The organism is Streptomyces sp. GESEQ-35 (genome assembly GCF_017948485.1).
Classification (GTDB): Bacteria; Actinomycetota; Actinomycetes; order Streptomycetales; family Streptomycetaceae; genus Streptomyces.
In genome coordinates, this window is the sequence record NZ_JAFFSX010000005.1 from 93,955 (window position 1) to 120,756 (window position 26,802).

Genomic DNA, 26,802 nt, shown 5'->3' on the forward strand with positions numbered 1-26,802 from the left:
GGGCGCGGGGACGCCGCGGGGAGTGCCGATTCGATTCACGGACGCATGTCCTGGACGCAGCGGAACCCCGTGTGGCCGCTGGAACTGTCGGCGGTGTTGGCGCTGCGGGCGGCGACGCGGTACCGGTTGCAGTACGACTTGTGGCACATGTGCGAGCCGCCACGGATGACCTTGGCGGTGCCGGAGCCGGGACCGGTGGGGTTGATGCGCTCAGCGGTGGCCTGATCGGTGGCCCACCAGTCGGCGCACCACTCCCAGACGTTCCCGGACACGTTGTACAGGCCGAAGCCGTTGGGTTCGAAGGCGTCCACGGGTGCGGTGCCGCGATGGCCGTCGTCGGCGGTGTTCTTGGCGGGGAAGGTGCCGCGCCAGATGTTGCAGCGGTACTCGCCGCCCGGGTTCAGCTCGTCGCCCCAGGGGTAACGCTTCTGCTCCAGGCCACCGCGGGCCGCGTACTCCCACTCGGCCTCCGTGGGCAGCCGCTTGCCCGCCCAGGCCGCGTATGCCGCAGCGTCCTGCCACGACACATGTACCACCGGGTGGTCGCCACGCTCCTCCACCGTGCTGCCGGGGCCCTCCGGAAACTGCCAGGACGCGCCCTCGACCCCGCACCACCAGGGCGTGTGCTCGGGACGCGGGGCTCCGCGCCGCAGGGCGCCGGGCAGGAAGCCCGCGAAGACGTACGACCAGCCGAAACGCTCGGCGTCGGTGAGGTGTCCGGTGTCGACGACGAAGGCCGCGAACTCGGCGTTGGTCACCGCACAGGCGTCCATGCGGAACGCGTCGAGCCGTACCGCCCGCACCGGACCCTCACCGTCCGCCGGGAACCCCTCGCTGTCCTCCGCGCCCATCAGGAACTCACCGCCGGGCAGCAGCACCATGCCCTCCGTGGAGCCACCCGAAGCCGCCGTGGGCAGCGGTGCGGACAGCGGCACCGGCTGGGCCGGCCCGCGTCCCGACAGCGAGCAGCAGGGGGAGTCGTGCATCTGTGTTCCTCGGGGTGAAGGGCGCGTTGTTATGCGTCCGGACCCTAACTCAGTCGAGGAATCGAGCGATGGACTCACCGAGGGCGCCCCGGAGATGCTGGCGAACAGCAACGGATCTGGCCGTTCGGTGACGACGGGGCGAGGTCCGGGATCAGTGCGTTCTGCGGCAGGCCGTCATCCCCGCAGGCCGGCGCCTCGGCGCAGAGATGTCGCGGGTGCGCAGTGCCTGGGCAACTTCACGTTTGGTGCGCATCTCCGCCAACTACGGCGCTTGCAGCCCGGCTTGCCTTCTTTGATGAGATCAAGCCACCTGTCGGCGGGCCAGTGGTCCCGCACGCGCGCGTAGGAGGCTTTGAGGGAGCCCCGTCTCCTTGGTGCCAAATGGCGTCGTCGATGAACTCGCCACCCTGGACGCCGACTTGTGGCGCCCCACCAGCGTCCTGAGGCGTACCCCGAGTCCTTCGTGCCCTGATGCCCCATGGCTCAGACCAGCCACCTCAACACGCTGACGTCGCAATGATGAAGGGAGGAACATGCGTAAACCCGCCACAGCGGCCGCATCGATTCTGGGGGCGCTCCTGCTTGCCGTCACCTCGATGGCCACGGCTCAGGCGTCGCCCGTCTCCGACGACGGCACTGATCGCGTCCCCAGCTCCGACACACGGCTCACTTCCGTAGCCAAGGGGGCGACAAAGGACTGAGCCCCAGAAGCCGACCCTCACCGTCGCTCCGGACGCCGACGATGACAGCTGGTGCGAACCCGTCGGTCTGTGCTCCCGGTTGGTGAGTGACTACATCCGGGAGACCAAGGCGAACATCTGGTAGTGATGGGCGGAGCGTTCCTCTCGACACCGGGAGCACGGTGGTCCAGCGGAGAGAAGCGCGGCGCCTGGCTTGAGAATTCCAACGAGTACTACCACGAGCTCGCCGCGAGCTGGGTGCCCACGGGGCGTCCGCCGCTGAGCGGCACGCTCTTCGAGACTCCGTACTTCAACTGCTACGGAAGCTCGGACGACAACTGCTATTTTCCCGACGAGTGAGCAGTGACGCATGACGGGTGGCCGGCCCCCGGTCGGTCGCCCGCCGTCAACGGGCGTGCGATCGCGAGTACGGAACGGACCACAGTGCACCAACCGCCCTACACCTGGCCGGACTTCCCGCTCGCAGCGCCTCCGGATCCGCGCGCGCCGGCCGTCGCCCCGGCGCCCGTCACCCTCGACCACTCCGGCCGCCGCTACGAAAGAATCGGGGACTCCGGCTGGCACATGGTCGTCTGTTGGTACGCGGGCCCCGATCACGCGGTGCGCGTACGGGACGAACCGGACTGGCACACCGTCCGCACCCGCTTCGCCGGTCCCGACGCCGGCAATCGCACCCACGCCGTACCCCGCACCACGGACGACCAGGACATCATCGAGGAAGCCGCGAACAGCTATCTCGCGGAGGCCGCAATCCCTCCCCGTCCTCGTGGCTTCACCTGGTTCATCGAGGTCCCCGCGCACCGCCCGCTGACCACCCTCTGGCAGGACATCTCCCAGCGGGAAAGGGGCCTGGCGACACGGGCCCCCGGCGCCGACGAATTCGCCGCGGCCATCGCACCGGCCGTGACGCGCTTCTACGATCCCGACACCTGCACTCCCCGGGATTCCGGCCCGCTGTGACCTCCAGGCCTGTGCCCTGTGCGCCATGTCCGCCGAGTACGTCGACAACGTCCAGATGTCACTGAGCGACCGTGAGCACGATCTTGCCCTGGATATGCCCTCGGGCCGCGCGTTCGTGCGCCGCTCGGGCGTCGGCGAGCGGAAACGTGCTGTCGATCGCGACGCGAACCGCGCCCGCGTCGAGCAGGCGGGCCAGTTCGGCGAGTTGCGTGCCGTTCGAGCGGACCTGCGCGATCGAGACCGTGATGCCCAGCTTCGAGGTCTCTTCTTCGTCGAACTCGCCAGGAAACACCGGGAAGAGGGCGCCGCCGCGCTTGAGCGTGCCGCAGGAGGCGGTTGCTGTCGGGGCCGCCGACGGTGTCGAGAACGAGGTCGACGTCGTGGACGAGTTCCTCGGGACGACTCTTCGTGTAGTCGATGAACTGGTCGGCGCCGAGCCCGCTCAGGAACGATGCATGCGCGAGGCGCTGCTCGACGCCCTGCTCCGCACGAGCTTCGACGAAATGACAGAGAAGGCGGGCGAGCTGGAGACGTCGAACTCGCCCGAGGACGCTCTCGTGTCGTGGCTACGTGACTGCGTCGCGTGGACAACCGAGTATCGCGGCGTGACCGTGCTGATGGCGGCCGCCATCGACGACACCGAATCCGCACTCCACGCTTCGTGCGTCACCCTGCGAGCGGCCGGTGCGCGGCTCCTCGCCCGTGCCCAGGCCGCGGGCACGGCGCGGAGCGACATCGACGGCGCCGATCTGTTCGCGCTGGTGGCCATGCTCGCCTGGCTCGGCGACCAACCCTCGCTCGCGCCACGCTCCGATCGTCTCTTCGATGTTGTCGCGAGCGCGATTCTGCCGAGCGCGAGGAGCGGACACTAGCGCAGGGACCTGAGTTCGATCGCCGGGCACCGGTCCATCACCATGTCCAGGCCCGCCGCCCGCGTACGGTCGTAGGCCGCCTCGTCGATGACGTCGAGCTGGAACCAGACCGCCTGGGCGCCCTTCGTCACCGCCTCGTCGGCGATCGCACCGGCAAGGTCGCTGTTGACGAACACGTCGACCACGTCCACGGGGAAGGGGATCGCTTCCAGCGAGGGGTATCCCTCCTCCCCGAGGACCGTCTCGGCCTTCGGGTGCACGGGCACAATGCGCTTGCCGAAGCGCTGGAGGACGTCGGCGACGCCGTATGCCGCACGCCGCTGGTTCGTCGACAGGCCCACGACCGCCCAGGTGTCGCCGAGCTCGGTGAGGATCTTGCGGACCGTTGCTGAGTCGCCGTACACGCTCGGCCTCCTTGGGATTCGTGCAAGGGCTGCTCTGCCGGACAACAGTGGGCTCAGCACGGTGATTCCCCTTGTCGTCGAGGTGCGACTCCGCCCGCCGGCCTTCTCGCCGCGTTGGAAGGCCAGGACGATCTCCTGACACAGGGGCACGTTCGCCTACCGGCGGAGCGAGAGCAGGTGCCAGTGCCAGGCGTCGAGGGCGACGAACAGGCCAGGGTCGACCAGCTCGTCGCCCTCCCGTCGGTAGGCGTTCCCGGTGAGGAGTTCGGTCAGTTCGCACGACTGCCCGTGAAGGTCGGTCCAGGGCAGCGGAACCCGCCCCTGGGCAGGCAGGCCGGAGTAGTTGATCACGACGAGGTACCGTTCCTGGCCCGTGGTCCAGGACCACGCGAGCAGGTTGTGGTGGGTGTCGTTGTCCGGCCAGCCCATGCAGGTCAGCAGCTGCCAGTCGCCCTCGCGGGCGGGCGCCACGGCGTTCACCAGACGGCCGTAGAAGTCGCGCAGTGACTCGTCGGCCGGTTCCTGGGGCCGACGCGAGAGGAACACGGGCGGGCGCACGCGGCGTCCTTCGAACTGGCCCTCGTGCCACAGGGTCGCGCCCGGCAGGGTGGCGACGGCCACGGCTGCCGCGCGGTCCCGTCCGCCGGGCAGGGTGGCGGCGGCCCGGGGTTCGTCGTGGTTCTCCAGGAAACGCACGAGCCGGCGCTGGTAGGCGAGGTCGGCACCGACGTGGGCGCGGACGGATTCGGCGCCCTCGTGGGCCAGCCGGTCGTAGAGCCGTTTGTCGTAGCAGTGGTCGAAGCCCTGCTGCTGGAGGGCCCATTCGAGGTCCCAGTACGCCTCCGCGACGAAGAGGAGGCCGGGGTGGCTGGCGCGGACGCGCGGAATGACGTACGGCCAGAACTCCTCGGCGGGTGCCGGTCCCGCCCGGTCTCCCCAGGTCTTCGCGAAGATGTCGTTCATCAGCAGCATCGCCATGTCGCAGCGCACACCGTCCGCCTGGTCGCCGATCGCGGCCAGTGTGGCCACCGTTGCCGCCCGCAGGTCGTCGCTGAAGGCGTTCAGCTGGACGACGTCCGGCCACGGCGGGAAGTACGGGTCGCGGCCGCGCGCGTACACCTGCCCGCCCGCCTCCAGGAAGGCCTCGGGCGCGCGGGCCAGGTCGTCCGGTGTGCCCCGGACCAGGCAGTCCGGGCGGTCGGTGAGCCAAGGATGGTCGGGGGCCACGTGATTGGGGACGAAGTCCAGGATCAGGCGTACGCCCCGCGCGGCGAGTTCGGCCCGTGCCGCGGCCAGTCCCTCGGGGCCGCCCAGGCTCTCGTCGACGACGTAGTTCCGTACGCAGTACGGGGACCCGGCGATGTCCGCCGGGGTGAGGTCGGGCAGAGCGTCGCGGAAGGAGGCGAGCAGACGGTCGTCCCGCAGGGCGATGCCCAGCCCCGCCGGGCTGCGCTCCCACACGCCCATCAGCCAAACGGTGTCCACACCCGGCCGGGCGACCTCGTCCCAGACCTCGCCGGGCACGTCGCCCAAGGTGACGCGACGTCCGTGGCGTTGACCCAACTCACCCAGCCAGACAAGGGTGTTGATCTCGTAGATCACCGTCATGACAGGGGTTCCTCCCTCAAGGGGCCCCAGTCACCGGCGCCGACGAGATGGAACAGGGTGGCGGTGACCGCGGCCAGGCCGGACCAGCCGGTCTGGTGGGAGGCGCCGAGGCCGGCGCCGTTGTCTCCGTGGAAGTACTCGTAGAAAAGGATCAGATCACGCCAGTGCGGGTCCTTGGCGAACTTCGGCTGGGCACCGTGCACCGGGCGGTGGCCCTGAGCATCGCGCAGGAAGGTGGCGGTGAGCCGGTCCGAGAGCTCGCGCGCGACCTCGTAGAGGTTCATCCGCCGGCCGGAGCCGGTCGGGCATTCCACGGTGAACTCGTCGCCGTGGTAGGCGTGCAGGTTCAGCAGGGCGCGGATGAGCAGGACGTTGACCGGGAACCACACCGGGCCGCGCCAGTTGGAGTTGCCGCCGAACATGCCCGAGTCCGACTCGGCGGGCAGATAGCCCACCCCATACGGCTCGCCGTGCACCTCGAAGCTGTACGGGTGTTCGGCGTGATACCGCGACAGCGAGCGGATACCGTGCGGGCCGAGGAACTCGTCCTCGTCGAGCATGCGCGCCAGGATGCGCCGCAGCCGGTCCTCGTCGAACAGGGCGAACAGATGATGCCCCGCCGCGCTCGACCCGAGGGCGTGGTGGGAGGAGACCAGGGATTCGACGGCCGGGTGCCTGCGCACGAACTCCCGTGCTCCCTCGACCAGTTCCGGGAAACGCTGATCCGTCCAGCCGCCGATCACGCTGGTCGCGGCGAGCGGGATCAGCCCGACCAGGGAGCGGACCTTCAGCCGGGTCGCGCCGCCGTCGGGCAGGCGCAGAACGTCGTAGAAGAAGCCGTCCTCCTCGTCCCACAGGCTCTGGTTGTCGTTGCCGATGCGGTTCATCGCGACCGCGATCCAGGCGAAGTGCTCGAACAGGGTCTGCGCGTGCTCGACGTACACCGGGTTGTCGGCGGCCAGTTCGATGGCGATCTCCAGGAGGTTCTGGCAGGACAGGGCCATCCACGCGGTGCCGTCGGCCTGGTCGAGATGCCCGCCGGTGGGGAGCGGGGCGCTGCGGTCGAAGACGCCGATGTTGTCGAGACCGAGGAAGCCGCCCTGGAAGACGTTGTTGCCGTCGATGTCCTTGCGGTTGAGCCACCAGGTGAAGTTCTTCGTCAGCTTCTGGAAGGCGTTCTCCAGGAAGATGCGGTCGCCGTGGCCCGTGCGGTGCTTCTCCAGCTCGTAGACGAAGAGGACGGCCCAGGCGTGCACCGGCGGGTTGACGTCGCCGAAGTTCCATTCGTACGCCGGGATCTGGCCGTTGGGATGGAGATACAGGCGCCGCAGCAGCAGCTCCAGCTGTGACTTGGCGAAGCCGATGTCGACCATGGCCAGGGCGATGGTGTGGAAGGCGAGGTCCCAGGCCGCGAACCAGGGGTACTCCCAGGTGTCCGGCATCGAGATGATCTCGTCGTTGATCATGTGGTACCAGGCGCTGTTGCGGATCCGTGGGTCGGCCGCGAGTGGATCGACACCGTGCTCGGTGAGCCAGCGCTCCACGTCGAGGTAGTAGTACTGCTTGCTCCACAGCATTCCGGCGAGCGCCTGCCGCACCACACGCCGTTCGTCCTCGGCCAGTCCGTCGGGGACGACGCCCTCGAAGAACACGTCGGCCTCTGTCCGTCGCGCGTCGAGTACCTGGTCGAACTCGGCCCAGGGGGCCGCGAGTTCGGTGCCGGTCAGGCGCAGCCGTACGGTGCTGCTGTCACCGGCGGGCACGGTGAGGACGTGGTGGACGGAGGCCTTGGTGCCGGTCTGCCGCGGGTTGACGGCGTCGGTCTCACCGTGGACGACGTACCGGTCGATGCCGTCCTTGACGTACGGGGTGGTGTTCGGACTGCCGAAGATCCGTTCGTTGTTGGTGTCGTTCTCGGTGAACAAGGCCCGCGGTTCGCCCCCGAAGTACAGCCAGTGCGGGCCGAGTTCCTCGTGGTCGGCCCTGATCGCGCCGTCGGCCGGCCGCAGACCGGGCACGGCCGTGCCTCCCGCCCACGACCACGTGTGCCGGAACCACAGCGTCGGCAGCAGGTGGAGGGTGGCCTCGTCGGGGCCCCGGTTGTGAGCGGTGATCTCGATGAGCAGGTCTTCCGGGCCGGCCTTGGCGTACTCGATGAACACGTCGAAGTAGCGGTCCTCGTCGAAGACACCCGTGTCCAGCAGCTCGTACTCCCGGTCCTGGCGGCCCCTGGCTCCGTTGGCGGCCACCAGCTGGTCGTAGGGGAACGGCTCCTGCGGGTACTTGTAGAGGTACTTCATGTACGAGTGGGTGGGCGTCGAGTCGAGGTGGAAGTAGTACTCCTTGACGTCCTCCCCGTGATTGCCCTCGGCGTTGGTCAGGCCGAACATCCGCTCCTTGAGGATCGGATCCCGGCCGTTCCACAGCGCGAGCGCGAAGCACAGCCGCTGTTTGTCGTCGCTGACGCCCGCGATGCCGTCTTCGCCCCAGCGGTAGGCGCGGGACCGCGCCTGGTCGTGGGTGAAGTAGGACCAGGCGTCACCGCCCGGGCTGTAGTCCTCGCGCACCGTGCCCCACTGCCGCTCGCTCAGATACGGCCCCCAGCGCCGCCACGCCGCACGCCCGGCATCGGCATCCGCCAGCCGCAGTCGCTCGGCATCCGCCCCGCCACCGATGTCAGTCATCGCGCGCCCTCCCCATGCAGCACCTTCACCCAGACTCCGGCGTGTGGGACTCGGCCGCAACGACCCTGCGGGACCACATCTGCGTACGCGTCGCGGCTTCAGCCGGTCGGCTCATACCGCCGTGCACAACGCGCAAGGTCCCGGACACGCCCCTCGTCCGGGACCTTCTCGTGTCGGGGTAATGCTTCACGCAATGCTAATATACAAGTGTCAAATAGTTGTCCGAGCGGCAGCTCCAGCTCATTGCGTGGGGAGAAGCCATGGAACAGCGACCACTGGGCGGCCAGGGCCTGACTGTCAGCGTCCAAGGCCTTGGATGCATGGGAATGAGTGCCTTCTACGGCGCCGCCGACGAGGCCGAGTCACTGGCCACCATCGACCGTGCCCTGGAACTCGGCGTCACCCTGCTGGACACCGCCGAGAGCTACGGCCCCTTCCGCAACGAACTCCTGCTGGGCAAGGCGCTCGCCGGGCGCCGGGAGGCGGCCGTGATCGCCACGAAGACCGGCATGGAGATCACCGACGACGGCGAGATCCTCGGCCTCAATGGCAGGCCGGAGTACGTACGCCGGTCGCTGGAACGATCGCTGCGCCACCTGGGCACCGATCACGTCGACCTCTACTACCTGCACCGCGTCGACCCCGGGACGCCGATCGAGGAGACCGTCGGCGCGATGGGCGAACTGGTCGCCGAGGGCAAGGCGGGCTACGTCGGACTGTGCGAGGCAGCGGCCGGTACCGTCCGTCGCGCGCATGCGGTCCACCCGGTCACCGCCGTACAAACGGAGTACTCCCTCTTCGAGCGGGGCATCGAGCACGACGGAGTCCTGGACACTCTGCGGGAGTTGGGGATCGGCCTGGTCGCCTACTCCCCGCTGGGGCGCGGCTTCCTGTCCGGCGCCATCACCAGCCCCGACGACTTCGCCGAGGACGACTGGCGCCGGACCGACCCCCGGTTCCAGGGCGAGAACTTCGACCGCAACCTCGACGTCGTCCGCGAGGTCCGCCGGATCGCCTCCGCCAAGGACGTCACACCGTCCCAGCTGGCGCTCGCCTGGGTCCAGCACCAGGGCGCGGTCGCCATCCCCGGCACCAAGCGCCGCCGCTACCTGGAGGAGAACGCCGCCGCGACCGGGGTGGCCCTGACCGCCGAGGACATCGCCGCGATCGAGGCGGTCGCCCCGCACGGCGCGGTCACGGGCGAGCGCTACGCACCGGAGTTCATGGGGACGCTCAACGGCTGAGCGCCGCCCGGCGTCACCCGCGGACCTCGCTCTCCTTACGTCACTCAAGCGATTCACCTCAGGAGACCCACCTCATGTCCGTACCCCACGCGCCCCACACGTTCGGGGCAAGCACCACCGCCGCCGAGGTCATCGACGGCGTAGACCTGCACGGCCGCCGGGCCGTGGTCACCGGAGCCAGTTCCGGCATCGGGGTGGAGACGACCCGGGCGCTCGCCGCGGCCGGCGCCGATGTCACCCTGGCCGTGCGGGACACCGACGCGGGTGCCCGGGTGGCGGAGCGCCTGGAGAAGGAACTGCCGGCCGGGTCAGGACAGTTGACAGTGGGACGGCTCGATCTCGCCGACCGGTCGACGGTTGCGGCGTTCGTGGCGGCCTGGCAGGGCCCGCTGCACATCCTCGTCAACAACGCCGGAGTGATGGCCACGCCGGAACTCACCCGCACACCTGACGGCCGGGAATGGCAGTTCGGTGTCAACCACCTGGGTCACTTCGCCCTCGCCACCGGCCTCCACCCGGCCCTCGCGGCGGCGGACGGCGCACGGATCGTCTCGGTGAGTTCCATCGGCCACCTCTTCTCACCGGTCGTCTTCGACGACCTGGACTACCGCTACCGCCCCTACGACCCCTGGACCTCCTACGGGCAGTCGAAGACCGCCAACGCCCTGTTCGCCGTCGGCGCCGCCGAGCGGTGGGCCGACGACGGGATCACCGCCAACGCGCTGATGCCGGGCAATGTCGGGGACACGTCCCTGGCCCGGCACATGGACATGGACCAGGTCGCCGCCTTCATCGCCTCCGGTGAACTCGCACTGCCCCCGCAGAAGACGGTGGAGCAGGGCGCCGCGACCTCGGTGCTGCTGGCCGCCTCACCGACGGTGGAGGGCATCACCGGCCGCTACTTCGAGGACTGTGCGCAGGCCGAACCGGTCGCCGGGCGGGCCGGTGCCGTCGCCGGTGTCGCGCCGTACGCCCAGGATCCGGAGAACGCGGCCCGGCTGTGGGCCGTGTCCGAAGCTCTCGTCCGCTAGCGATCTCTGCGCGGCATGACTTCGCGACACGAGCAGTGGGCCCGGCTGCGCCGTCAGCTGTGGCGGCCCCCGCGCGCCCACGGCGAGCAGCCCCGCGAGCGGACGGTCGGCCCACTTGAACTCTTCTACGACCTCGTCGTGGTCGTGCTGGTTGCCCAGGCCGCCCACCACTTCGCCGAGCACCTCACCTGGCGGGGTCTGGGTGAGTTCGCCGCGGTGTTCGCGCTGGTGTGGATCGCCTGGTTCAACGGCAGCCTGCACCACGAACTGCACGGCTACGAGGATGCCCGTGGCCGGAGCATGTTCCTGCTACAGATCCTGGTGCTCGTCCCGCTGGGTGCCTTCATCCCCGAGGCCGGCGGCGCACGCGGAGTCGCGTTCGCCGTGGACGCGGGGGTGGTGTTCGCGGTGCTGGCGGTGCTGTGGCTGCTTGCCGCGCGGGGTGACAGCCCCGAATTCCGCCGTCCCAGCACGCTGTTCGTGACCGGGACGGCCCTCTGCGCGGCCGTGCTCGCCGCGAGCGCCGCCCTGCCCGCCGGCGTCCGCGTGCTGACCTGGGGCCTTCTGGCCGTCGCCTACCTGGTGGGGTTCGCGGTCATGATCGGTACGGCCACCCCGGTACAGACGGTCGCGCTCAGCGTGACCGACGCCCTGACCGAACGGTTCGGGCTGTTCATCATCATCGTGCTCGGCGAGACCGTGACCGGAGTGGTCAACGGACTGGCCCACGAGCCGACCGACACGCTCACCCTTGCCGTCGGGCTCGTCGCCGTCGTCGTCGGCTTCGGCGCCTGGTGGACGTACTTCGACTTCGTCGGACACCGGCAGCCGAAGCCCGCCCGCGCGAGCACCGTCCAGTGGATGCTGGTGCACTTGCCGCTCACGGCCGCGGTGGCCGCCATGGGCGCCGCGATGGTCGGCCTCGTCGAGCACGCCCACGACAGCCGGACCCCCGCCGCCACGGCATGGGTGCTCTGCGGGGGCGTGGCCGTCGTGCTCTGCACCACGACGGTCCTTGCGACCTCCCTGCGCGTCTGGCGCCCGGACCGGGACCTGTACCGGCCGCTGGCCCGCACCTGTGTCGCCGTGGCACTCGCGGCCGTGGCCCTCGGCGCCGCACGTCCCGCGCCCCTGCTTCTCGGACTCGCGCTCGTCGTCCTCCTCGGCATCCCGTGGGGGCTTGCCGTGGCCCTGCGGCTGCCGCGGGACGAGACGGCGGCCGACCTGTGACCCCTCAGGGCGAGGAGGGACGGGTCTCGGTCCAGTCGACCATCAGGCGGCGCTCGGCGAAGTACCAGTCGCCGTCCTGCTTGGTGAATTCGTCGAGATAGCGAATCGAGGCGATCATGAGACTGCGCTGTCCGGACTCGTCGACCGAGACATGGTGGGCCAGGCAGTAGCTCTCGCCGGTAGCGCGGCCCCCGTCCAGGGTGATCGTGCTCTGGCCGTTGAAGTGCGTGGTGGCCTGGTAGACGTTCAGGTTGTCGAACACCGGGGCGAGGGAGTCACGGCCGTGCAGTTCCTGCGTAGGCTCCGCCGCGGTGGCGTCCATGAACACCAGGAATCGGGTGTCCTCGGTGAACAGGGCCATCTGGCCCTTGGCGTCCCGCCGGTCCGCGCAGTGCGCGTAGGCGTCGACCAGCTCGCGGATGGCCAACCGGTCCGCGGCTTCCTGGGGCGGGATCGAGGCGTGCGAAGCCATGACGGTTCCTTTCGGCACACTATTTTACAGATGTATAAAATCACTGCTCATGGCAGAGTGCAACGTGAACGCAGGGAGGGCAGAACACTGAACCATCGGATCGATCCGCGCATCACCCGTACGACTCAGGCCTTCGAGCAGGCCATCGTGGACCTCGCCGCGCAGCGGCCCGTCTCGCAGATCACCATCGCCGAACTGGCCGACCGCGCCGGGGTCACCCGCGCGACGTTCTACAACCGCTACAGCACCCCGCTGGACCTGCTCATCCAGGTGCTCTACGCCGACCTGGAGCGAGGCCACCGGCTGGAGGAGGAGCGGCGCGCACAGGGCGGCTACTCGGCCCGCGCACTGCTGCGCCTGGCCACGACGGAGGTGGCCGACCACGTCGAGCGGTTCATGGCGGTGTACCGGCACGCCATCGAGGATCCGGCGGACAGCGGGGTGTACGCGGCGCTCGTACGCCACTTCAGCGACTACGCCCTGGGTTTCATGGCCCGTGGTCACCACCCGGGGCTGCCCGATGCCAATCGTGAGGTGATCGCGCAGTTCATGGCCCACGGCTTCGCCGGTGCCATCAGAGCATGGCTGAACGACCCGTCGGTCACGAAGGACGACCTGGTCGACGCCTCCGTGGCGAGCGCTCCCGCCTGGTGGGCGGTCGACGCCGACTCCACGGACACGTCCGATCGTCCGTAGGAGCCGGCGCCGAGTCCTGTCAACTCCCGTACACCCGACGGGCGATGTGCTCCGCGATCATGATGGTGGTCTCACGGCCCCCGACTCGTCGACGACGGCCACTCGTCTTCAGGCCCTCCCATGGGCACGGTCGAGGGCGGGTGCCCGTAGGTGGCGATTCCAGTCGTGATCGCCGCGCCCAGCTCCACATCGCTCCGTGCCGCGTCACCCGGAACGAGTTCGGCGGCCACCGCTTTGGCGAAGGGCGGGGTGCTCGCAAGGCGGCGTACGAGCTTCATGCCCTCCAGCATGCGCCCCGCCGGTGGGCTGAAGGAGCCGTCCAGCAGAAGAACGGGTGATCCTTTAGCAGACGCAAATCGTTGTCAAAAGTCGCAACGGGGCAGGTAACGGCAGGTAGCCTGCGTACTGGGTAGGGTTGGGCGATGACCAGTGACCCGAAGCCCGAAGCCGAGGCCGCTGTCGAGTTGATGAAGGCGATGACGCGGCTGCGGGCACGGCTGCGGACCGAGTCGGCGCTGGGCGACCTGCGGTGGACCTGGTCGCAGCTGACCACGCTGCACCGGATCGTCGAAGAGGGCCCGGTCACGGCGAGCGATCTGGCGCAGGCCGAGCATGTGCGCCGTCAGTCGATGGCCGAGACGCTCACGGCCCTGCGCACCGGAGGTCTGATCACCACCAGCAAAGATCCCGGCGACGGCCGCAAGACACTCATCCACGCCACGTCCGAGGGGCGGACACTGATCGAAACGATCCCGGCAGCCCGCGTGAGCTGGCTCGGCGGAGCGATTGAGGCGCACCTGCGCGCGGACGAGCGAGAGACCCTGCTGGCGGCCGCGGCGATCATGAACCGGATCGCGGACAGGGACGGATGACGAGAAGGTCCTCCCGGGCATGCGGGACCGGCGCCGGTCCGGGCGGCGCGGGCACGCCCGGACCGGAGACCTCAGACCGTCTTGCTCAGCGTGCCGAGTTCGTCGGTGTCGATGACGTACGCCTGGCTGGGGAAGACCTTCTCGGTCAGGACGCGGTGGACCTCGGGGTCGTGGTCGCCGGTCGCGTCCTTGAGGACGTAGAGCCGGAAGTCGTCGTCGGCGGCCTGCCGGAGGGTCGTCAGCACCACTCCGCCGGTGGACAGTCCGGCGAGGACCAGTGTGTCGATGCCCCGGTCGCGAAGGGCGGTGCGCAGGTCGGGGGTGCCGGCGAAGGCGCTGATGCGGATCTTGCGCACGGTGATGTCCTGCTCCGCCACGTCGAACGATGCGTGGAACGCGGCCTCGGGGCTGCCGTCGGCGAGGAAGCCGTTCTGGGCGACGGGGGCGAAGGTCTTGTTCCGGGCGGGAACGGCGGCGAAGTCCTCGGCGGTGAAGGCGACACGGACATGGGCGACCTGGACGTCGTTGGACCGGGCCCAGGACAGGGCCGTGTGCGCGCGGGAGAGCACCTGGTCCGCATCGGGGACCGCGGCGAGGACGGCCGGCTGGAAGTCCATCAGGAGCAGGGCGCTGCGGGAGAGGTCGAGGTGAGGGGCGGTGGTGGTCATGACCTGGTCTTTCTTGGTTGTTGCGGGTTGGCGTGTCAGCGAGCGGGCTGTCGGTCTGTTCTCGCCAGGTGCCGGTCGCAGACCGTCATGACGAGTACGAGGGCGGCGATACCGACCAGAGCCCAGGAGATGTGCTGGAGGCCGGTGTCGTCGACGTGGGTGCGGAAGGCGGTGCCGGTGATGGCCGCCGAGGCGATGGAGCCGATGTAGCCGAAGGTGCGCAGCAGTCCTGAGGCGGTGCCGACGCTTTCGGGGGGCGCTTCCTTGTACAGGACCGTCTGGTTCGCCACGTTGCTCGCCCCGGAGGTGAGGCCGAACACCGCCGTGACCGCGATCACCGCGATCACGGGGCTGCCGCTGTCCAGGAACAGGGTGGCGACGGCCCCCACGAGCAGGAGCAGCGCCGAGACGATCAGCGGTGCCCGGACGCCGGTGCGCCGCGATGCGACACGGGCGGAGACCGCCGACAGGGCACCCATCGGGATCAGGACCAGGCCTGCCTGGTAGGCGGACAGTCCGCGGGCTGCTTCGAGCCACTGGGTGAGCCCGTAAAGGATCACATAAGTGCCAAGGAGCGTAAGGCCGTTGCGCACGTAGGTGCGGGTGAGTGCGAGGTTCGAGACGAGCAGACGGACGTTCAGGAAGGGGTTGGCGGCGCGCAGTTCCCAGCTGACGAGGGCGGCCGCGGCCGCGGTGGATATGCACAGGGGCGTCCAGTCGGGGTCCGGCAGTGAGGACAGGAACACCAGCAACGCGGTGAGCGCCGCGCCGAAGCCCACGATGCCGGCCACGTCGACGCGGGAGACGAGGGCGCGCACCGAGCGGCCGCGCACGCGGTCGGGGTCCTTGGGGAGCCAGGCCGACGCCATGGCGAAGGCGGCGCCCGCGAAGGGAATGTTGATCCAGAAGGCCGCCTGCCAGCCGAGCCATCCGACGAGCAGGCCACCGATGGCGGGGCCGACGGCCACGGTGGCGGCTCCCGCGATCGCCAGGCCGCCCAGGACACTGCCGGGCGGTCCGTGCAGGCCGGTTGCCCGGGCCCGTCGCCGGATCAGCAGCATCGCGGACGGATATCCCGCGGAGGTGCCCGCTCCGATGAGGACGCGGGCCGTGACCAGGGACGGCATGTCACGGGCGACCGCGCCGAGGACGCCTCCCGCGAGGACGAGGAGGATGCCGACGAAGAAGACCCGCCTGGGCCCGAACTCCTCCGCGAGCCGCCCGGCCGCCGGCTGTGCGATCGCGCTGGTCAGATACAGGCTCGAGATCAGGATCGCGGTACCGCCGACGGAGGTGTGCATCGCGGCCGCGATGGTCACCAGGGCGGGCGCGATCACCGAGCTGTTGATCGGGTTGAGCATGGCGCCCATGTACAGCGGGGTGACGAACGTCGGCCCGAAGGGCTTTCCCGACGGAGCCTTGTCCGGCCGCACGGTGGCGCTTGCGGTGCTTCCCAAGGCGCTGCTCCTCGCTTCCCGTTTCCGCTGTCCTGGGGGGCGCGCTCGGGAGGCGCGTCGATATTTTGCGCAGGTTGCCTGACAAACTATAGCAGGCAGCCTGCCTATTCTTTGTGCGGCAAGTGCTTTCCGAGGCAGGCAAGCCAAAGCACTGCTTTCGCACCAAGGCGCTGAGCGGCGCGACCTTCTGGGTCGAGGTCGGTCGAACCCATGTGCCGGTGTCAGGGGATCCGGTGCGCGCACGGCTGATTCCCGCCACTGTGTCCGGATGTCGCGCCGGATCCCTGCGTACGGGCGTCCGTCCGCCTACGCTCAGCCCGTGCTGCGCATCACCGACACCCGTACCGGCGACTTTGTCGACGCCGCTCCCGTCCGGCGGGGGCTGACCCGTGTCGAGGCGCATCCACCGGGCTTCGATCTGACCGCCCTGCGGGTGCTGCTCGTCGCGGATCTGCTCGTCCGCGCCCTGGAACTCGGGGGTACACCGGTCTGGGCGCTGCTGACCTGTGAGCGGGAGACGGCTGACCTGCGTGCGGGCGCCGCGGCGCTCGGCATCCGGCCCTTCGAGGACAGCCGGGACGCCGGCCCGGGGCTGGGCGAGGCACAGGTCATCCATGTGGTGCCCGAGGGCGGCAGTGCACCCGACGGGGTGCGCGTCGCCGTCGCTCCCGTCCACCCGTCGGCACCCGAAGCCGGCGACCCCGCTGTGCTGCGGCTGGCGCTGCTCTCCCGTCCGCGCGCCGCGTCGGTGCGGCTCGACGAGGCCGCCCTCGCCGAGGCGAACGAGACGCTCATGCGATGGCGGCGCGCCGTCGCCGCCTGGGCCCACCGGCCGTCGCGGCCCATCCCCGACGAGGCGCGCGGACGACTCCGTACCGCCTGGGAGGACGATCTCGACGTCCCCGAGGTGCTGGCGACCCTGCGGTGGGTGGAGTCCGCGCCCGACGTCCCCGACGGTGCCCGCTTCGAGACGTACGCCTACGCCGACCGGCTGCTCGGCCTCGACCTCACTCGCGATCTGGGAGCCCCGGCTTGAACGCGCGCTTCGGAACCGGCCCCCTGCGCCGTCTGGTCGTCCTGCGGCACGCCAAGTCCGCCTGGCCGGACGGCATCGCCGATCACGAGCGCCCGCTCGCACCCCGGGGCCGCCGGGACGCGCCCGCCGCGGGCGTCGCGCTCGCCGAGGCCGACTGTCTGCCGGACCTGGCGCTGTGCTCCACCGCCGTCCGCGCCCGGCAGACCTGGGAGCTCGCCTCCGCCCAGTGGGGCACTCCACCGCCGGTGCGCCACGATCCGACGCTGTACGCGGCCGACGTTCCCGACCTGCTCGCCGCCGTGCACGCCGTGTCGGCCGAGGTCGAGACCCTGCTGCTGATCGGGCACAACCCCGGGCTGGAGGAACTGGTCCTGGCGCTCGCCGGGGACGGTCTCGACGATGCGCTGGACAAGGTCCGCGTGAAGTTCCCGACCTCGGCGATCGCCGTCCTGGCCTGGCACGGCAGCGCCTGGCGGGCCCTCGTCCCGGGCGCGGCCCTGCTGACGTCGGTGACGGTGCCGCGCGGCAAGAAGTAGCGGCAAGAAGTAGCGGCGAGAAGCAGCGGCAAGAAGTGGCTGTCCACGCGCGCGTGCCCTGCACATAGGCTGGCCCGATGCAGGACGAGTACCGCACAGTGGCCCGCGCGGGCGTGCACGAGACCGAGGTGAACCGCTCCCGCTTCATCTGTTCGCTGGCGCCGGCGGCCACCGAGCAGGAGGCCCAGGACGTCGTCGCGGCCGTCCGCAAGGAGCACGCGGACGCCACCCACAACTGCTACGCGTACGTCATCGGCGCCGGCGCCGCGATCCAGAAGGCGAGCGACGACGGCGAACCCGGCGGCACCGCGGGCGTCCCCATGCTCCAGATGCTGCTGCGCCGCGACATGCGGTACGTCGTCGCCGTCGTCACCCGCCACTACGGCGGCGTCAAGCTCGGCGCGGGCGGCCTCATCAGGGCGTACGGCGGTGCGGTGGGCGAGGCCCTGGACACTCTCGGCACGATCACCCGCAGGCGCTTCCGTCTCGCCACGGTGACCGTCGACCACCAGCGTGCGGGCAAGGTCCAGAACGACCTGCGCGCCACCGGACGCGAGGTACGGGACGTGCACTACGGAGAGGCCGTCACGATCGGGATCGGGCTGCCGGACGCCGACGTGGACGCGTTCCGCGCATGGCTGGCCGACGTCACGGCGGGGACGGCCGGGTTCGAACTGGGCGGAGAGGCGTACGGGGACGTTTGATGGAATCGGCAAGAAGCGCATAACGGGCAAGCTCATGTGCGGTCATGACGGGCCGATACGGGAGTAACCACTCGTGATGTCAGACCCGGCCGTTACCCTTCGGGGATCATGAGGCTCCTGCACACTTCCGACTGGCATCTGGGCCGGGCGTTCCACCGCGTGAACATGCTCGGTGCCCAGGCCGACTTCATCGCCCACCTCGTCACGACCGTGCGTGAGCGCGAGGTGGACGCGGTGGTCGTGTCGGGAGACGTGTACGACCGGGCGGTGCCGCCGCTCGCCGCGGTCGAGCTGTTCGACGACGCCCTGCACCGGCTCGCCGACCTGGGTGTGCCGACGGTGATGATCTCCGGGAACCATGACTCGGCCCGCCGGCTCGGCGTCGGCGCCGGGCTGATCGGGCGCGCGGGTGTCCACCTGCGCACCGAGCCGTCGGCGTGCGGGACGCCGGTGGTGCTGTCCGATGGCCATGGCGATGTGGCGTTCTACGGCCTGCCGTATCTCGAACCGGCGCTCGTGAAGGACGAGTTCGGCGTGGACAAGGCGGGGCACGAGGCCGTCCTCGCCGCCGCCATGGACCGGGTCCGCGCCGACCTCGCCGCACGCGCGCGCGGCACCCGTTCCGTTGTCCTCGCGCACGCCTTCGTCACCGGCGGCGAGGCCAGCGAGAGCGAACGGGACATCACGGTCGGCGGGGTGGCCTCGGTCCCCGCCGGCGTGTTCGACGGTGTCGACTATGCGGCGCTCGGGCATCTGCACGGCTGCCAGACCATCACCGGGCGCGTGCGCTACTCCGGCTCCCCGCTGCCGTACTCCTTTTCGGAGGCCGACCACCGCAAGAGCATGTGGCTCGTCGACCTGGCCAACGACGGGGCGGTGACCGCCGAGCGCGTCGACTGCCCGGTACCCCGTGCGCTGGCCCGGATCCGGGGCGCCCTGGAGGAGTTGCTCGCCGACCCGGACCTGGCGCGGCACGAGGAGGCATGGGTCGAGGCCACGCTCACCGACCCGGTCCGCCCGGCCGACCCCATGGCCCGGCTCACCGAGCGCTTCCCGCACACACTCAGCCTGGTCTTCGACCCCGAGCGGACGCCGGACGACCCCGACGTGTCGTACGCCAAGCGGCTCGCGGGCCGCAGCGACCAGGAGATCGCCGAGGACTTCGTGGCGCATGTGCGGGGCGCCGGGCCCGACGGGCACGAGCGGACCGTGCTGCGGGACGCGTTCGACGCGGTGCGCGCAGACGGGGCCGTGCGCGAGGTGGCGCGATGAGGCTGCACCGGCTGGACATGACCGCCTTCGGGCCCTTCGGAGGGTCCCAGTCCGTCGACTTCGACGAACTGTCGTCGGCCGGCCTGTTTCTCCTGCACGGGCCGACCGGTGCCGGCAAGACCTCCGTCCTGGACGCCGTGTGCTACGCGCTGTACGGCTCGGTGCCCGGTGCGCGCCAAGGCGGTTCGTTGCGCAGCGACCATGCGGACGCCGGCACCCGTACCGAGGTGACCCTCGAACTCACCGTCGCCGGACGCCGGTTGGAGCTCACCCGGCAGCCGCCGTGGGAGCGGCCGAAGAAGAAGGGCGGCCCGGGAACCACCCTCGACAAGGCACAGAGCCGGCTGCGTGAGTACGACGGGGGAGTGGGCAGCTGGAAGGACCTCAGCCGCTCCCACCAGGAGATCGGCGAGGAGATCACCCAACTGCTCGGCATGAGCCGGGAGCAGTTCTGCCAGGTCGTGCTGCTGCCCCAGGGCGACTTCGCGCGCTTCCTGCGCGCGGACGCCGAGGCGCGCGGCAGGCTGCTGGGCCGCCTCTTCGACACGCACCGCTTCGCGGAGGTCGAGAAGAGCCTCGCCGAGCGCCGGCGCGCGACCGAGGCCCGGGTGCGGGACGGCGACGGCGCCCTGCTGGCCGATGTGCACCGCATGCAGCAGGCGGCGGGCGACGCCATGGATGTGCCGGAGCTGACGCCGGGCGACCCCGGCCTGGCCGACGCAGTCATGAGCGCCGCCGCCGTCGCTCGCAGCACGGCCCGCGAACAGCTGACGATCGCCCACTGCCGCCTCACGGCCGCCGAGTCCGCGCAGGCCGCTGCCGACCGCGCCCTGGCCGACGTACGCGACGTGGCGCGGCTGCAACAGCGGTTCGCTCAGGCACGCGAGCGTGCGGCGCTGATGGAGGAGCGCGTCGGCGCCTATCGGGAGGCGCAGGCGCGCATGGAGCGGGCGCGCAAGGCGGCGGCGGTGGCACCCGCGCTGGAGCTGCGGGAGGCCGCCGACGCCGAACACCGGCGCGCGGCCGCGGCTCAGACACGCGCGCGTGCCCTGCTGCCGGAGACCTTCGCCGGTTCCGGCGCGGGCGGGCTCGCGGCCGCCGCACGCCGGGCCGCCGAGGAGCTGGGCGGCCTGGAGTCGGCCCGCCGTGGCGAACACCGGCTGGCCGAACTCGTCGCCGAGCGGGCCGACCTCGACCGTCAGGAGCGTGCCGACGAGGACGTCCTCCAGGAGGCGGAGGCCTGGCTCGCCGAGTGGGAGGCGACCCGCACCGCCCTCCAGACCCGCATCGACTCCGCCCAGCAGGCCGCCACCCGGGCCGAGCAGCTCGCCGTACAGCGCGAACCGGCCCAGCGGCGGCTCAGGGCGGCCCGGCAGCGGGACCAGTTCGCCGGCGACACCGAAGCCGCGCAGCGGCAGGCGCTCGCCTCGGCCGAGCGTGCTGTCGGGGCCCGCGCCCACTGGCTCGACCTCAAGGAACAGCGCCTCAACGGCATCGCCGCCGAACTCGCCGCGAACCTCACCGACGGCGAGCCCTGCGCCGTCTGCGGAGCCACCGAACACCCCGCTCCCGCACGGAAGGTCGCCGGGCACGTCGACCGGGAGGCGGAGGAGCAGGCACTCGCCGCCTACCAGCGCGCCGACGAACAGCGCGCCGAGGACGAGCGACGCCTCGGCCTCGTACGGGAGGCTTTGGCCGCCGCCACCGCGGAGGCCGGAGATGCGCCCACAGCCCGACTCGCCGAAGAGGCGGAGGAGTTGGAGCGGCTGTACGAACAGACGCGCCGGGACACCTCCGGGCTGCACGCCGGGCACGAGGAGCTGCGCCGGGCGGAGCAGGAGCACGAGCGGCGCACCGTCGTACGGCAGGACGCGGCTGTTCGGGCCGCCTCCCGGGTCGGCCACCGGGAGCGCCTGGAGCTTGAGAAGGCCGCGCTGGAGGAGGAGTTGGCGCAGGCCAGGGGCGCCTCGGCAAGCGTGGCCGCGCGGTCCGCGCAGCTGGAGCGGCAGGTCGCTCTGCTCTCCGACGCCGCCGACGCCGCGCGGGCCGCGGAGGAGAGCGCCGAGCGGCTCAAGGCCGCCGACGGCCGGCTCGCCGAGGCCGCCTTCCGCGCTGGGTTCGACACCCCGCAGGCCGCGGCGGCCGCCCTCCTCGACGAGGCGTCCCACCGCGAGCTGCAACGACGGCTGGACGCATGGCAGTCCGAGGAGGCCGCCGTACGCGCGGTCCTCGCCGAGGCAGACACCGCGGCCGCTGCCCAGCAGCCGCCCGCCGACCTCGAAGCGGCCGAGCGGGCCGCGTCGGACGCTGCCCAGCGGCTGCGCGACGCCGCCTCCGCCCGCGACGCGTCGGCCTGGCGCTGCACCGAACTCGACCGGCTCTCCGCCCGATCGGCAGCGGGCGTACGACGGCTGGCGCCGCTGCGCGAGGAGTACGACCGGGTGGCCCGCCTCGCCGCCCTCAGCGCGGGCACCTCGGCGGACAACGAACGCAAGATGCGCCTGGAGTCGTATGTGCTGGCCGCCCGACTGGAACAGGTGGCGGCCGCCGCGACCGTCCGGCTGCGGCGCATGTCCTCCGGCCGCTACACCCTCGTCCACTCCGACGACCGGGCCGGCCGCGGCCGCAGCGGCCTCGGGCTGCATGTCGTCGACGCCTGGACCGGACGGGAGCGGGACACGGCGACCCTGTCCGGCGGCGAGACGTTCTTCGCGTCGCTCGCCCTCGCCCTGGGCCTCGCGGACGTCGTCACGGACGAGGCCGGCGGCGTCCGGCTGGACACCCTCTTCATCGACGAGGGTTTCGGCAGCCTCGACGAGCAGACCCTCGACGAAGTGCTCGACGTGCTCGACTCACTGCGCGAGCGCGACCGGAGCGTCGGCATCGTCAGCCACGTCGCCGACCTGCGCAGACGTATTCACGCGCAGTTGGAGGTCGTCAAGGGCAGAGCGGGGTCCCAGCTGCGGCAGCGGGGCGTCGGCTGACGCTAGGGCCTGTCCGGCGGATCCTGCCGCAGACGCGGGGTCTGGTGCGCGCATCTGCGGCGTTGTCGTCAGTCGCCGACGCTCCGCGTCGACTCCCTCCTCCGCCTTGCAGCTGCACGCACCAGACCCCGCTCAGCTGCGCTCATCAGGCGCCGTTGATTTCCTGCGACCTGATCCGCCGGACAGGCCCTAGCGGCCGAGCGGGCGGCGGGGCAGCGGTGATGAGTACACGACGCTCGTGGTGACCGAACCCAGGGCGCCGATCTTTCCGGACACCTCTTCCAGGTGGCGCATCGAGCGGGCGGCCACCTTGATGACGAAGCAGTCGTCGCCCGTGACGTGGTGTGCCTCCAGGATCTCGGGTGTCGCGGCGACGAGGTCGTGGAACGGCTTGTAGTTGCCGGTCGGGTAGCGCAGGCGCACGAAAGCCAGGATCGACAGCCCCAGCCGGTCCGGGTCGACGACTGCCGCATAGCCCTGGATGACGCCCGCCTCCTCCAGCCGCCGCACCCGTTCGGTGACCGCGCTCGGCGACATGGACACGGCGCGGGCCAGCTCGGCGAAGCTGGCCCGGCCCTCCCGCTGGAGGACGTCGAGGATGCGCCAGTCGGTGGCGTCCGGGGAAAACGTGGTCATGTGCGAGGGATAGCAGGGGAATCCCCGGGCGATCAAGGGGAGTGCCGGGGATTGCCACTTCAGGGTGCGGATCAACGGCCGTAAGTTTCTGCCCATGACGACCACCGCCGTGAACCCCGTCCTGCGCATCGCCCCCGCCACTCCGGCGGAGGCCGCCGCATACTTCCGCGCGAGCCTCGTCTTTCACGCCGACGTCTCCGACGTGGCCGCCGCGCTCTCCACCGGCGGCGACCCGGGGTTCGTCGTGCTGGACTCCCGTGCCACGGAATCCTGGGACCAGGGCCATGTCCCGGGCGCCGTCCACCTCCCGAACGCCCTGATCCCCGAACAGGCAGGGGAGCTTCTCGACAAGTCGGTGCCGGTGGTGACGTACTGCTGGGGCCCCGGCTGCAACGGCGCGACCCGGGCCGCCCTCGCCCTCGCCGAACTCGGCTTCCAGGTCAAGGAGATGCTGGGCGGCTTCGAGTACTGGGTGCGCGAGGGCTTCGAGTTCGAGACCTGGCAGGGCCGCGAACGCCGTGCCGCCGACCCCTTGACGGCGCCCATCGGCGCGGAGGACTGCGGCTGCTGACGCCACCGTGACTTGTGAGGCGCCTGTGCGTGTAGGTTTCTGCGCCATGGTGCGATACGCGGAACCGGGCGTGGTGGAGTGGGTCGAGTCGGGCGGCGGGCCGCTCATAGCGGTGCCGGAGACGGTGCTGCCGTTCTGGGCGGGCGCCGACGGCGACGAGACCGCCTCTGACTACGACCGGGCCTGCGAGGTCGACGGCTTCGTCGGGCTGCTCCCCGTCGGGGACTCCGCCGCCCTGGTCCTGGGCGACGAACCCGCCTCGACCGCCTTTCTGCCGGCCCACGACACGTTCGTACGGTGGTGCGCCGCCGACTCCGAGGACGAACTGCTGGCCCGAGTGCCGGCGGCCCTCGCCACGGCGGTCTGGTCGGACGAGGTGCGCTGGAGCGTGCCCGGGCCGGTGCTGCTGTTCGACTCGGCCTGGCCGGGCCGGGACTCCGAGCGGGCCGGCCACTTGAGGATCGCCCTGGACGCGGGGGCGTACGGGGTTCGGGCGGCGCAGGTGCAGCCAGGGCCGGAGACATGGCTGGGGCTGGTGCAGCTGCGACGGCTGGCGGACTGACCTTCGGGTGGCTTTCCTGGGACACCCCAGGGAAATCGGATGCGCGACCTCCGCCCGCTGACCATCATGGTCGACCATGCCCCGACTCCCGCACCCCGCCCCTGAAGCCCTGCGCCGTGACCCCCTGCCGCTGCGTGGCCGCACTGCCCTGGTGACCGGTGCCAGCCGGCGCGGGGGCATCGGTCATGCGGTGGCTCGACGGCTCGCCGCGTACGGCGCGAGCGTCTATCTGCATCACCATGTGCCGCACGACGAGGCCATGCCCTGGGGAGCCGACCGGCCCGAGGACGTCACCGCTTCCGTGCGCGCGGCACTCGGTGACCCCGAAGCCCGGGTCCATGCGGGGCCCGGCGACCTCGCCGCCCCCTCGGCACCCGCCGAACTCGTCGACACAGCCGCCTCCGCGCTCGGCGGACGCCTCGACATCCTGGTCGCCAACCACGCTCTCAGCGGCTCGGACGGAGCGCTCGACGAGATCGACGCGGCGAAGCTCGACGCGCACTGGGCGGTCGACACCCGCTCGGTGCTGCTCCTCGTCCAGGCCTACGCCCGGCAGCCGGAGCGCCCCCGGGGCGGACGCGTGGTGATGATGACCTCCGGTCAGGACATCGCGGGCGGTATGCCGGGCGAGATCGCCTACGCCCTTCAGAAGGGCGCCCTCGCCTCGATCACCCGGTCGCTGTCCACCACGCTCGCCGAGCAGGCGATCACGGTGAACACCGTCAACCCCGGCCCGGTGGACACCGACTACCGGACCGGCGACGACTATGAGGCCGTCGCCGCGCGTTTTCCGGGCGGCCGGTGGGGCATGCCCGACGACCCCGCCCGTCTCATCGCCTGGCTGGCGACGGACGAGGCGGAGTGGGTCACCGGCCAGGTGATCGACTCGGAGGGCGGGTTCCGGCGCTGATCAGAGAGTGGACAGCTCGTCGAGCAGATCGTCCAACCCCAGCGAGCCCTGGGACAGCGCCGCCATGTGCCAGGCCTTGAGGTTGAAGGCGTCGCCATGCCGCTTGCGCGCGTTCTCGCGGCCGAGCAGCCAGGCGCGTTCGCCGAGTTTGTAGCCGATGGCCTGGCCCGGCATGGTCAGATAGCGCGTCAGCTCGCTCTCCACGAACTCCGCCGAACGGCTGCTGTGCGCGCCGAAGAACTCCTGGGCCAGCCCGGGCGTCCAGCGCTCACCGGGGTGGAAGGGGGAGTCGGCCGGAATCTCCAGCTCCAGGTGCATGCCGATGTCGACGATGACCCGCGTGGCCCGCATCATCTGAGCGTCGAGATAGCCGAGCCGCTGCTCCGCGTCGGTGAGGAAGCCGAGTTCGTCCATCAGCCGCTCCGCGTACAGAGCCCAGCCCTCGGCGTTGGCGCTGACCATGCCGACGGTGGCCTGGTAGCGGGAGAGGTTCCCGGCGACGTGCGCCCACTGGGCGAGCTGGAGGTGATGACCGGGGACGCCCTCGTGGTACCAGGTCGAGACGAGGTCGTACGCCGGGAAGCGGGTCTGGCCCATGGTCGGCAGCCAGGTGCGGCCGGGGCGCGAGAAGTCCTCGGACGGGGGCGTGTAGTACGGGGCCGCCGCGCCGCCGGGCGGGGCGATGCAGGACTCCACCTTCCGTACCCGCTCGGCGAGTTCGAAGTGCGTCCCGTCGAGCGACTCGATCGCCTGGTCCATCAGGCCCTGGAGCCACTTACGGACCTCCTCGACGCCCTCGATGTGCCGGCCGTGCTCGTCGAGGTGCGCGAGTGCCACCCATGGTGTCTCGGCGCCGGGAAGGATCTTCTCCGCCTCGAGTTTCATCTCGCCGAGCAGCCGGTGGTACTCGGACCAGCCGTACGCGTACGCCTCGTCAAGGTCGAGATCGGTGCCGTTGAAGTAGCGTGACCAGCGGGCGTACCGCTCACGGCCCGCCGTGTTGGGCGCGCCCTCGACGGTCGGCGCGTACACGTCGCGCATCCAGTCCCGCAGCTCCACGACGGCGGCGGTCGCCCCGCGTGCGGATTCGTCCAGCTCGGCGCGTAGCGCCTCGGGCCCCGAGGACGCGAAGTCCTCGAACCAGCCGCGCCCTTCACCCGTGTCCGCCCACTCGGTGAGCTGCTCGACGAAGGTGGCGGTGGGGCGCGGGGCCGCGTACAGCTTGCGTTCCAGGCCGAGTTGCAGGGACTCGCGGTAGCCCGCCAGTGCGGCCGGCACGGCGCGCAGCCGCTCGGCGATCGCCGCCCAGTCCGCGTCCGTCCGGGCCGGCGTGACGGTGAAGACCTCACGCACCGCATGGGCAATGGTGTGCAGGTTGCCGACCGCGCGCAGGCCCTCGTCGGCCCCGTGCATGGCGAGGTCCGCGACGAGCCGCTCGCGCAGCAGGCGCGCACACCGGCGCTCCATGTCACTGTCCGCGCCGGGCTGTCGCTCGGCCTCGTCGAGCTTCGCGAGCGTGGCCCGTTGGAGCTCCGCGAGCACTTCCTGACCTGCGGGAGAGGTGTCGGGCAGCCGGCCCGAACTCTCCTGCACGCCGAGATACGTACCGGTGATCGGATCGAGGGCGATGAGCTCGTCGACGTAGGTGTCGGCGACCTCTCGGGGCAGCGGGCTTTTCGTCTCTGACATGCGGACATCCTCATACG

Annotated in this window: 27 protein-coding genes; 16 read left to right on the forward strand and 11 right to left on the reverse strand. The window is 70.9% G+C overall.

From position 1 onward, the window contains the following. Window positions 1-35: 35 nt before the first annotated feature. Window positions 36-986, reverse strand: coding sequence for a formylglycine-generating enzyme family protein (locus KCH87_RS12000; RefSeq protein ID WP_210585992.1), 951 nt, complete (start codon window positions 984-986; stop codon window positions 36-38). 827 nt (window positions 987-1,813) lie between these two features. Here KCH87_RS12000 and KCH87_RS12005 point away from each other — a divergent pair. Continuing rightward, on the forward strand, window positions 1,814-2,026 hold the full coding sequence (locus KCH87_RS12005) for a hypothetical protein (RefSeq protein ID WP_210585993.1): 213 nt from the start codon (window positions 1,814-1,816) through the stop codon (window positions 2,024-2,026). 84 nt (window positions 2,027-2,110) lie between these two features. After that, window positions 2,111-2,647, forward strand: a complete 537-nt coding sequence (locus KCH87_RS12010; RefSeq protein ID WP_210585994.1) for a DUF5956 family protein — start codon at window positions 2,111-2,113, stop codon at window positions 2,645-2,647. 58 nt (window positions 2,648-2,705) lie between these two features. On the opposite strand, the gene KCH87_RS49010 is transcribed toward KCH87_RS12010, so the two are convergent. Then, window positions 2,706-2,939, reverse strand: a complete 234-nt coding sequence (locus KCH87_RS49010) for a zinc-binding dehydrogenase (protein WP_308298814.1) — start codon at window positions 2,937-2,939, stop codon at window positions 2,706-2,708. A gap of 22 nt (window positions 2,940-2,961) precedes the next feature. On the opposite strand from KCH87_RS49010, the gene KCH87_RS12020 reads away from it, so the two are divergent. Continuing rightward, window positions 2,962-3,519: a TetR family transcriptional regulator gene (locus tag KCH87_RS12020; protein ID WP_247196110.1), complete on the forward strand. Its 558-nt coding sequence runs from the start codon at window positions 2,962-2,964 to the stop codon at window positions 3,517-3,519. On the opposite strand, the gene KCH87_RS12025 is transcribed toward KCH87_RS12020, so the two are convergent. The 3 genes from KCH87_RS12025 to KCH87_RS12035 all read right to left on the reverse strand — a co-directional run bounded on the left by KCH87_RS12025 (window position 3,516) and on the right by KCH87_RS12035 (window position 8,215). Then, the gene (locus tag KCH87_RS12025) at window positions 3,516-3,923 is read right to left on the reverse strand and encodes a CoA-binding protein (protein WP_210585995.1); all 408 of its coding nucleotides are present in this window, start codon (window positions 3,921-3,923) and stop codon (window positions 3,516-3,518) included. The two genes, KCH87_RS12020 and KCH87_RS12025, sit on opposite strands and share 4 nt — an antisense overlap. A gap of 156 nt (window positions 3,924-4,079) precedes the next feature. Then, window positions 4,080-5,531 (reverse strand): alpha-amylase family glycosyl hydrolase, encoded by a 1,452-nt coding sequence (locus tag KCH87_RS12030; protein WP_210585996.1) that lies wholly within the window; start codon window positions 5,529-5,531, stop codon window positions 4,080-4,082. Then, the gene (locus KCH87_RS12035) at window positions 5,528-8,215 is read right to left on the reverse strand and encodes a glucosidase (protein WP_210585997.1); all 2,688 of its coding nucleotides are present in this window, start codon (window positions 8,213-8,215) and stop codon (window positions 5,528-5,530) included. The genes KCH87_RS12030 and KCH87_RS12035 overlap by 4 nt, the downstream gene beginning before the upstream one ends. Window positions 8,216-8,475: 260 nt before the next feature. Between KCH87_RS12035 and KCH87_RS12040 the strand changes: the two genes are divergently transcribed. The 3 genes from KCH87_RS12040 to KCH87_RS12050 all read left to right on the forward strand — a co-directional run bounded on the left by KCH87_RS12040 (window position 8,476) and on the right by KCH87_RS12050 (window position 11,720). Then, the gene (locus tag KCH87_RS12040; protein WP_210585998.1) at window positions 8,476-9,459 is read left to right on the forward strand and encodes an aldo/keto reductase; all 984 of its coding nucleotides are present in this window, start codon (window positions 8,476-8,478) and stop codon (window positions 9,457-9,459) included. A 74-nt stretch (window positions 9,460-9,533) separates the two neighbouring features. Then, window positions 9,534-10,490 (forward strand): SDR family NAD(P)-dependent oxidoreductase, encoded by a 957-nt coding sequence (locus tag KCH87_RS12045; RefSeq protein ID WP_210585999.1) that lies wholly within the window; start codon window positions 9,534-9,536, stop codon window positions 10,488-10,490. Window positions 10,491-10,505: 15 nt separating this feature from the next. After that, on the forward strand, window positions 10,506-11,720 hold the full coding sequence (locus KCH87_RS12050) for a low temperature requirement protein A (protein ID WP_210586000.1): 1,215 nt from the start codon (window positions 10,506-10,508) through the stop codon (window positions 11,718-11,720). Window positions 11,721-11,724: 4 nt separating this feature from the next. Here KCH87_RS12050 and KCH87_RS12055 read toward each other — a convergent pair whose 3' ends face one another. Further along, complete coding sequence (locus KCH87_RS12055; protein ID WP_210586001.1) at window positions 11,725-12,192, reverse strand: nuclear transport factor 2 family protein; 468 nt, start codon at window positions 12,190-12,192, stop codon at window positions 11,725-11,727. A gap of 57 nt (window positions 12,193-12,249) precedes the next feature. Here KCH87_RS12055 and KCH87_RS12060 point away from each other — a divergent pair, with 57 nt between their 5' ends. Beyond that, window positions 12,250-12,888: a TetR/AcrR family transcriptional regulator gene (locus KCH87_RS12060; RefSeq protein WP_210586002.1), complete on the forward strand. Its 639-nt coding sequence runs from the start codon at window positions 12,250-12,252 to the stop codon at window positions 12,886-12,888. Between the two features lie 71 nt (window positions 12,889-12,959). On the opposite strand, the gene KCH87_RS12065 is transcribed toward KCH87_RS12060, so the two are convergent. Then, the gene (locus KCH87_RS12065) at window positions 12,960-13,166 is read right to left on the reverse strand and encodes a hypothetical protein (RefSeq protein ID WP_210586003.1); all 207 of its coding nucleotides are present in this window, start codon (window positions 13,164-13,166) and stop codon (window positions 12,960-12,962) included. A gap of 144 nt (window positions 13,167-13,310) precedes the next feature. Between KCH87_RS12065 and KCH87_RS12070 the strand changes: the two genes are divergently transcribed. Further along, window positions 13,311-13,760: a MarR family winged helix-turn-helix transcriptional regulator gene (locus tag KCH87_RS12070; protein ID WP_210586004.1), complete on the forward strand. Its 450-nt coding sequence runs from the start codon at window positions 13,311-13,313 to the stop codon at window positions 13,758-13,760. Window positions 13,761-13,831: 71 nt separating this feature from the next. Here KCH87_RS12070 and KCH87_RS12075 read toward each other — a convergent pair whose 3' ends face one another. Together KCH87_RS12075 and KCH87_RS12080 are read right to left on the reverse strand one after the other, a co-directional pair. After that, window positions 13,832-14,428 carry a cysteine hydrolase family protein gene (locus KCH87_RS12075; protein WP_210586005.1) on the reverse strand — a complete coding sequence of 199 codons (597 nt, stop codon included), beginning with the start codon at window positions 14,426-14,428 and terminating at the stop codon, window positions 13,832-13,834. Between the two features lie 35 nt (window positions 14,429-14,463). After that, a complete protein-coding gene (locus KCH87_RS12080) occupies window positions 14,464-15,885 on the reverse strand; it encodes an MFS transporter (RefSeq protein WP_247196111.1) in 1,422 nt (473 codons plus the stop codon). Window positions 15,886-16,204: 319 nt separating this feature from the next. Between KCH87_RS12080 and KCH87_RS12085 the strand changes: the two genes are divergently transcribed. The 5 genes from KCH87_RS12085 to KCH87_RS12105 all read left to right on the forward strand — a co-directional run bounded on the left by KCH87_RS12085 (window position 16,205) and on the right by KCH87_RS12105 (window position 22,417). Further along, window positions 16,205-16,921: a hypothetical protein gene (locus KCH87_RS12085; protein ID WP_308298815.1), complete on the forward strand. Its 717-nt coding sequence runs from the start codon at window positions 16,205-16,207 to the stop codon at window positions 16,919-16,921. Then, window positions 16,918-17,457 (forward strand): histidine phosphatase family protein, encoded by a 540-nt coding sequence (locus KCH87_RS12090; protein ID WP_210586007.1) that lies wholly within the window; start codon window positions 16,918-16,920, stop codon window positions 17,455-17,457. Before KCH87_RS12085 ends, KCH87_RS12090 begins: the two co-directional genes overlap by 4 nt. A 77-nt stretch (window positions 17,458-17,534) precedes the next feature. After that, window positions 17,535-18,161 (forward strand): YigZ family protein, encoded by a 627-nt coding sequence (locus tag KCH87_RS12095; protein WP_210586008.1) that lies wholly within the window; start codon window positions 17,535-17,537, stop codon window positions 18,159-18,161. A 108-nt stretch (window positions 18,162-18,269) separates the two neighbouring features. Beyond that, window positions 18,270-19,433 carry an exonuclease SbcCD subunit D gene (locus KCH87_RS12100; protein WP_210586009.1) on the forward strand — a complete coding sequence of 388 codons (1,164 nt, stop codon included), beginning with the start codon at window positions 18,270-18,272 and terminating at the stop codon, window positions 19,431-19,433. Further along, window positions 19,430-22,417, forward strand: a complete 2,988-nt coding sequence (locus KCH87_RS12105) for an AAA family ATPase (protein ID WP_210586010.1) — start codon at window positions 19,430-19,432, stop codon at window positions 22,415-22,417. Before KCH87_RS12100 ends, KCH87_RS12105 begins: the two co-directional genes overlap by 4 nt. A gap of 189 nt (window positions 22,418-22,606) precedes the next feature. Here the strand turns inward: KCH87_RS12105 and KCH87_RS12110 are convergent, their stop codons facing one another. Then, the gene (locus KCH87_RS12110; RefSeq protein ID WP_210586011.1) at window positions 22,607-23,053 is read right to left on the reverse strand and encodes an Lrp/AsnC family transcriptional regulator; all 447 of its coding nucleotides are present in this window, start codon (window positions 23,051-23,053) and stop codon (window positions 22,607-22,609) included. 94 nt (window positions 23,054-23,147) lie between these two features. Here KCH87_RS12110 and KCH87_RS12115 point away from each other — a divergent pair, with 94 nt between their 5' ends. The 3 genes from KCH87_RS12115 (at window position 23,148) to KCH87_RS12125 (ending at window position 25,096) form a co-directional block, all read left to right on the forward strand. After that, on the forward strand, window positions 23,148-23,624 hold the full coding sequence (locus KCH87_RS12115) for a rhodanese-like domain-containing protein (RefSeq protein ID WP_210586012.1): 477 nt from the start codon (window positions 23,148-23,150) through the stop codon (window positions 23,622-23,624). A gap of 46 nt (window positions 23,625-23,670) precedes the next feature. Further along, on the forward strand, window positions 23,671-24,186 hold the full coding sequence (locus tag KCH87_RS12120; protein ID WP_210586013.1) for an immunity 21 family protein: 516 nt from the start codon (window positions 23,671-23,673) through the stop codon (window positions 24,184-24,186). A 76-nt stretch (window positions 24,187-24,262) separates the two neighbouring features. Beyond that, window positions 24,263-25,096 (forward strand): SDR family oxidoreductase, encoded by an 834-nt coding sequence (locus KCH87_RS12125; protein ID WP_210586014.1) that lies wholly within the window; start codon window positions 24,263-24,265, stop codon window positions 25,094-25,096. Here the strand turns inward: KCH87_RS12125 and KCH87_RS12130 are convergent, their stop codons facing one another. Then, the gene (locus KCH87_RS12130; protein ID WP_210586015.1) at window positions 25,097-26,785 is read right to left on the reverse strand and encodes a DUF885 domain-containing protein; all 1,689 of its coding nucleotides are present in this window, start codon (window positions 26,783-26,785) and stop codon (window positions 25,097-25,099) included. Window positions 26,786-26,802: the final 17 nt, after the last annotated feature.

Excerpts from the sequence above, each read along its gene's own strand:
- KCH87_RS12035 (WP_210585997.1), bottom strand. The coding sequence starts at position 8,215 with ATGACTGACATCGGTGGCGGGGCGGATGCCGAGCGACTGCGGCTGGCG.
- KCH87_RS12075 (WP_210586005.1), bottom strand. The coding sequence starts at position 14,428 with ATGACCACCACCGCCCCTCACCTCGACCTCTCCCGCAGCGCCCTGCTC.
- KCH87_RS12030 (WP_210585996.1), bottom strand. The coding sequence starts at position 5,531 with ATGACGGTGATCTACGAGATCAACACCCTTGTCTGGCTGGGTGAGTTG.
- KCH87_RS12070 (WP_210586004.1), top strand. The coding sequence starts at position 13,311 with ATGACCAGTGACCCGAAGCCCGAAGCCGAGGCCGCTGTCGAGTTGATG.
- KCH87_RS12040 (WP_210585998.1), top strand. The coding sequence starts at position 8,476 with ATGGAACAGCGACCACTGGGCGGCCAGGGCCTGACTGTCAGCGTCCAA.
- KCH87_RS12100 (WP_210586009.1), top strand. The coding sequence starts at position 18,270 with ATGAGGCTCCTGCACACTTCCGACTGGCATCTGGGCCGGGCGTTCCAC.
- KCH87_RS12120 (WP_210586013.1), top strand. The coding sequence starts at position 23,671 with ATGGTGCGATACGCGGAACCGGGCGTGGTGGAGTGGGTCGAGTCGGGC.
- KCH87_RS12110 (WP_210586011.1), bottom strand. The coding sequence starts at position 23,053 with ATGACCACGTTTTCCCCGGACGCCACCGACTGGCGCATCCTCGACGTC.
- KCH87_RS12130 (WP_210586015.1), bottom strand. The coding sequence starts at position 26,785 with ATGTCAGAGACGAAAAGCCCGCTGCCCCGAGAGGTCGCCGACACCTAC.
- KCH87_RS12125 (WP_210586014.1), top strand. The coding sequence starts at position 24,263 with ATGCCCCGACTCCCGCACCCCGCCCCTGAAGCCCTGCGCCGTGACCCC.
- KCH87_RS12105 (WP_210586010.1), top strand. The coding sequence starts at position 19,430 with ATGAGGCTGCACCGGCTGGACATGACCGCCTTCGGGCCCTTCGGAGGG.
- KCH87_RS12065 (WP_210586003.1), bottom strand. The coding sequence starts at position 13,166 with ATGAAGCTCGTACGCCGCCTTGCGAGCACCCCGCCCTTCGCCAAAGCG.
- KCH87_RS12050 (WP_210586000.1), top strand. The coding sequence starts at position 10,506 with ATGACTTCGCGACACGAGCAGTGGGCCCGGCTGCGCCGTCAGCTGTGG.
- KCH87_RS12115 (WP_210586012.1), top strand. The coding sequence starts at position 23,148 with ATGACGACCACCGCCGTGAACCCCGTCCTGCGCATCGCCCCCGCCACT.
- KCH87_RS12055 (WP_210586001.1), bottom strand. The coding sequence starts at position 12,192 with ATGGCTTCGCACGCCTCGATCCCGCCCCAGGAAGCCGCGGACCGGTTG.
- KCH87_RS12000 (WP_210585992.1), bottom strand. The coding sequence starts at position 986 with ATGCACGACTCCCCCTGCTGCTCGCTGTCGGGACGCGGGCCGGCCCAG.
- KCH87_RS12095 (WP_210586008.1), top strand. The coding sequence starts at position 17,535 with ATGCAGGACGAGTACCGCACAGTGGCCCGCGCGGGCGTGCACGAGACC.
- KCH87_RS12045 (WP_210585999.1), top strand. The coding sequence starts at position 9,534 with ATGTCCGTACCCCACGCGCCCCACACGTTCGGGGCAAGCACCACCGCC.
- KCH87_RS12005 (WP_210585993.1), top strand. The coding sequence starts at position 1,814 with ATGGGCGGAGCGTTCCTCTCGACACCGGGAGCACGGTGGTCCAGCGGA.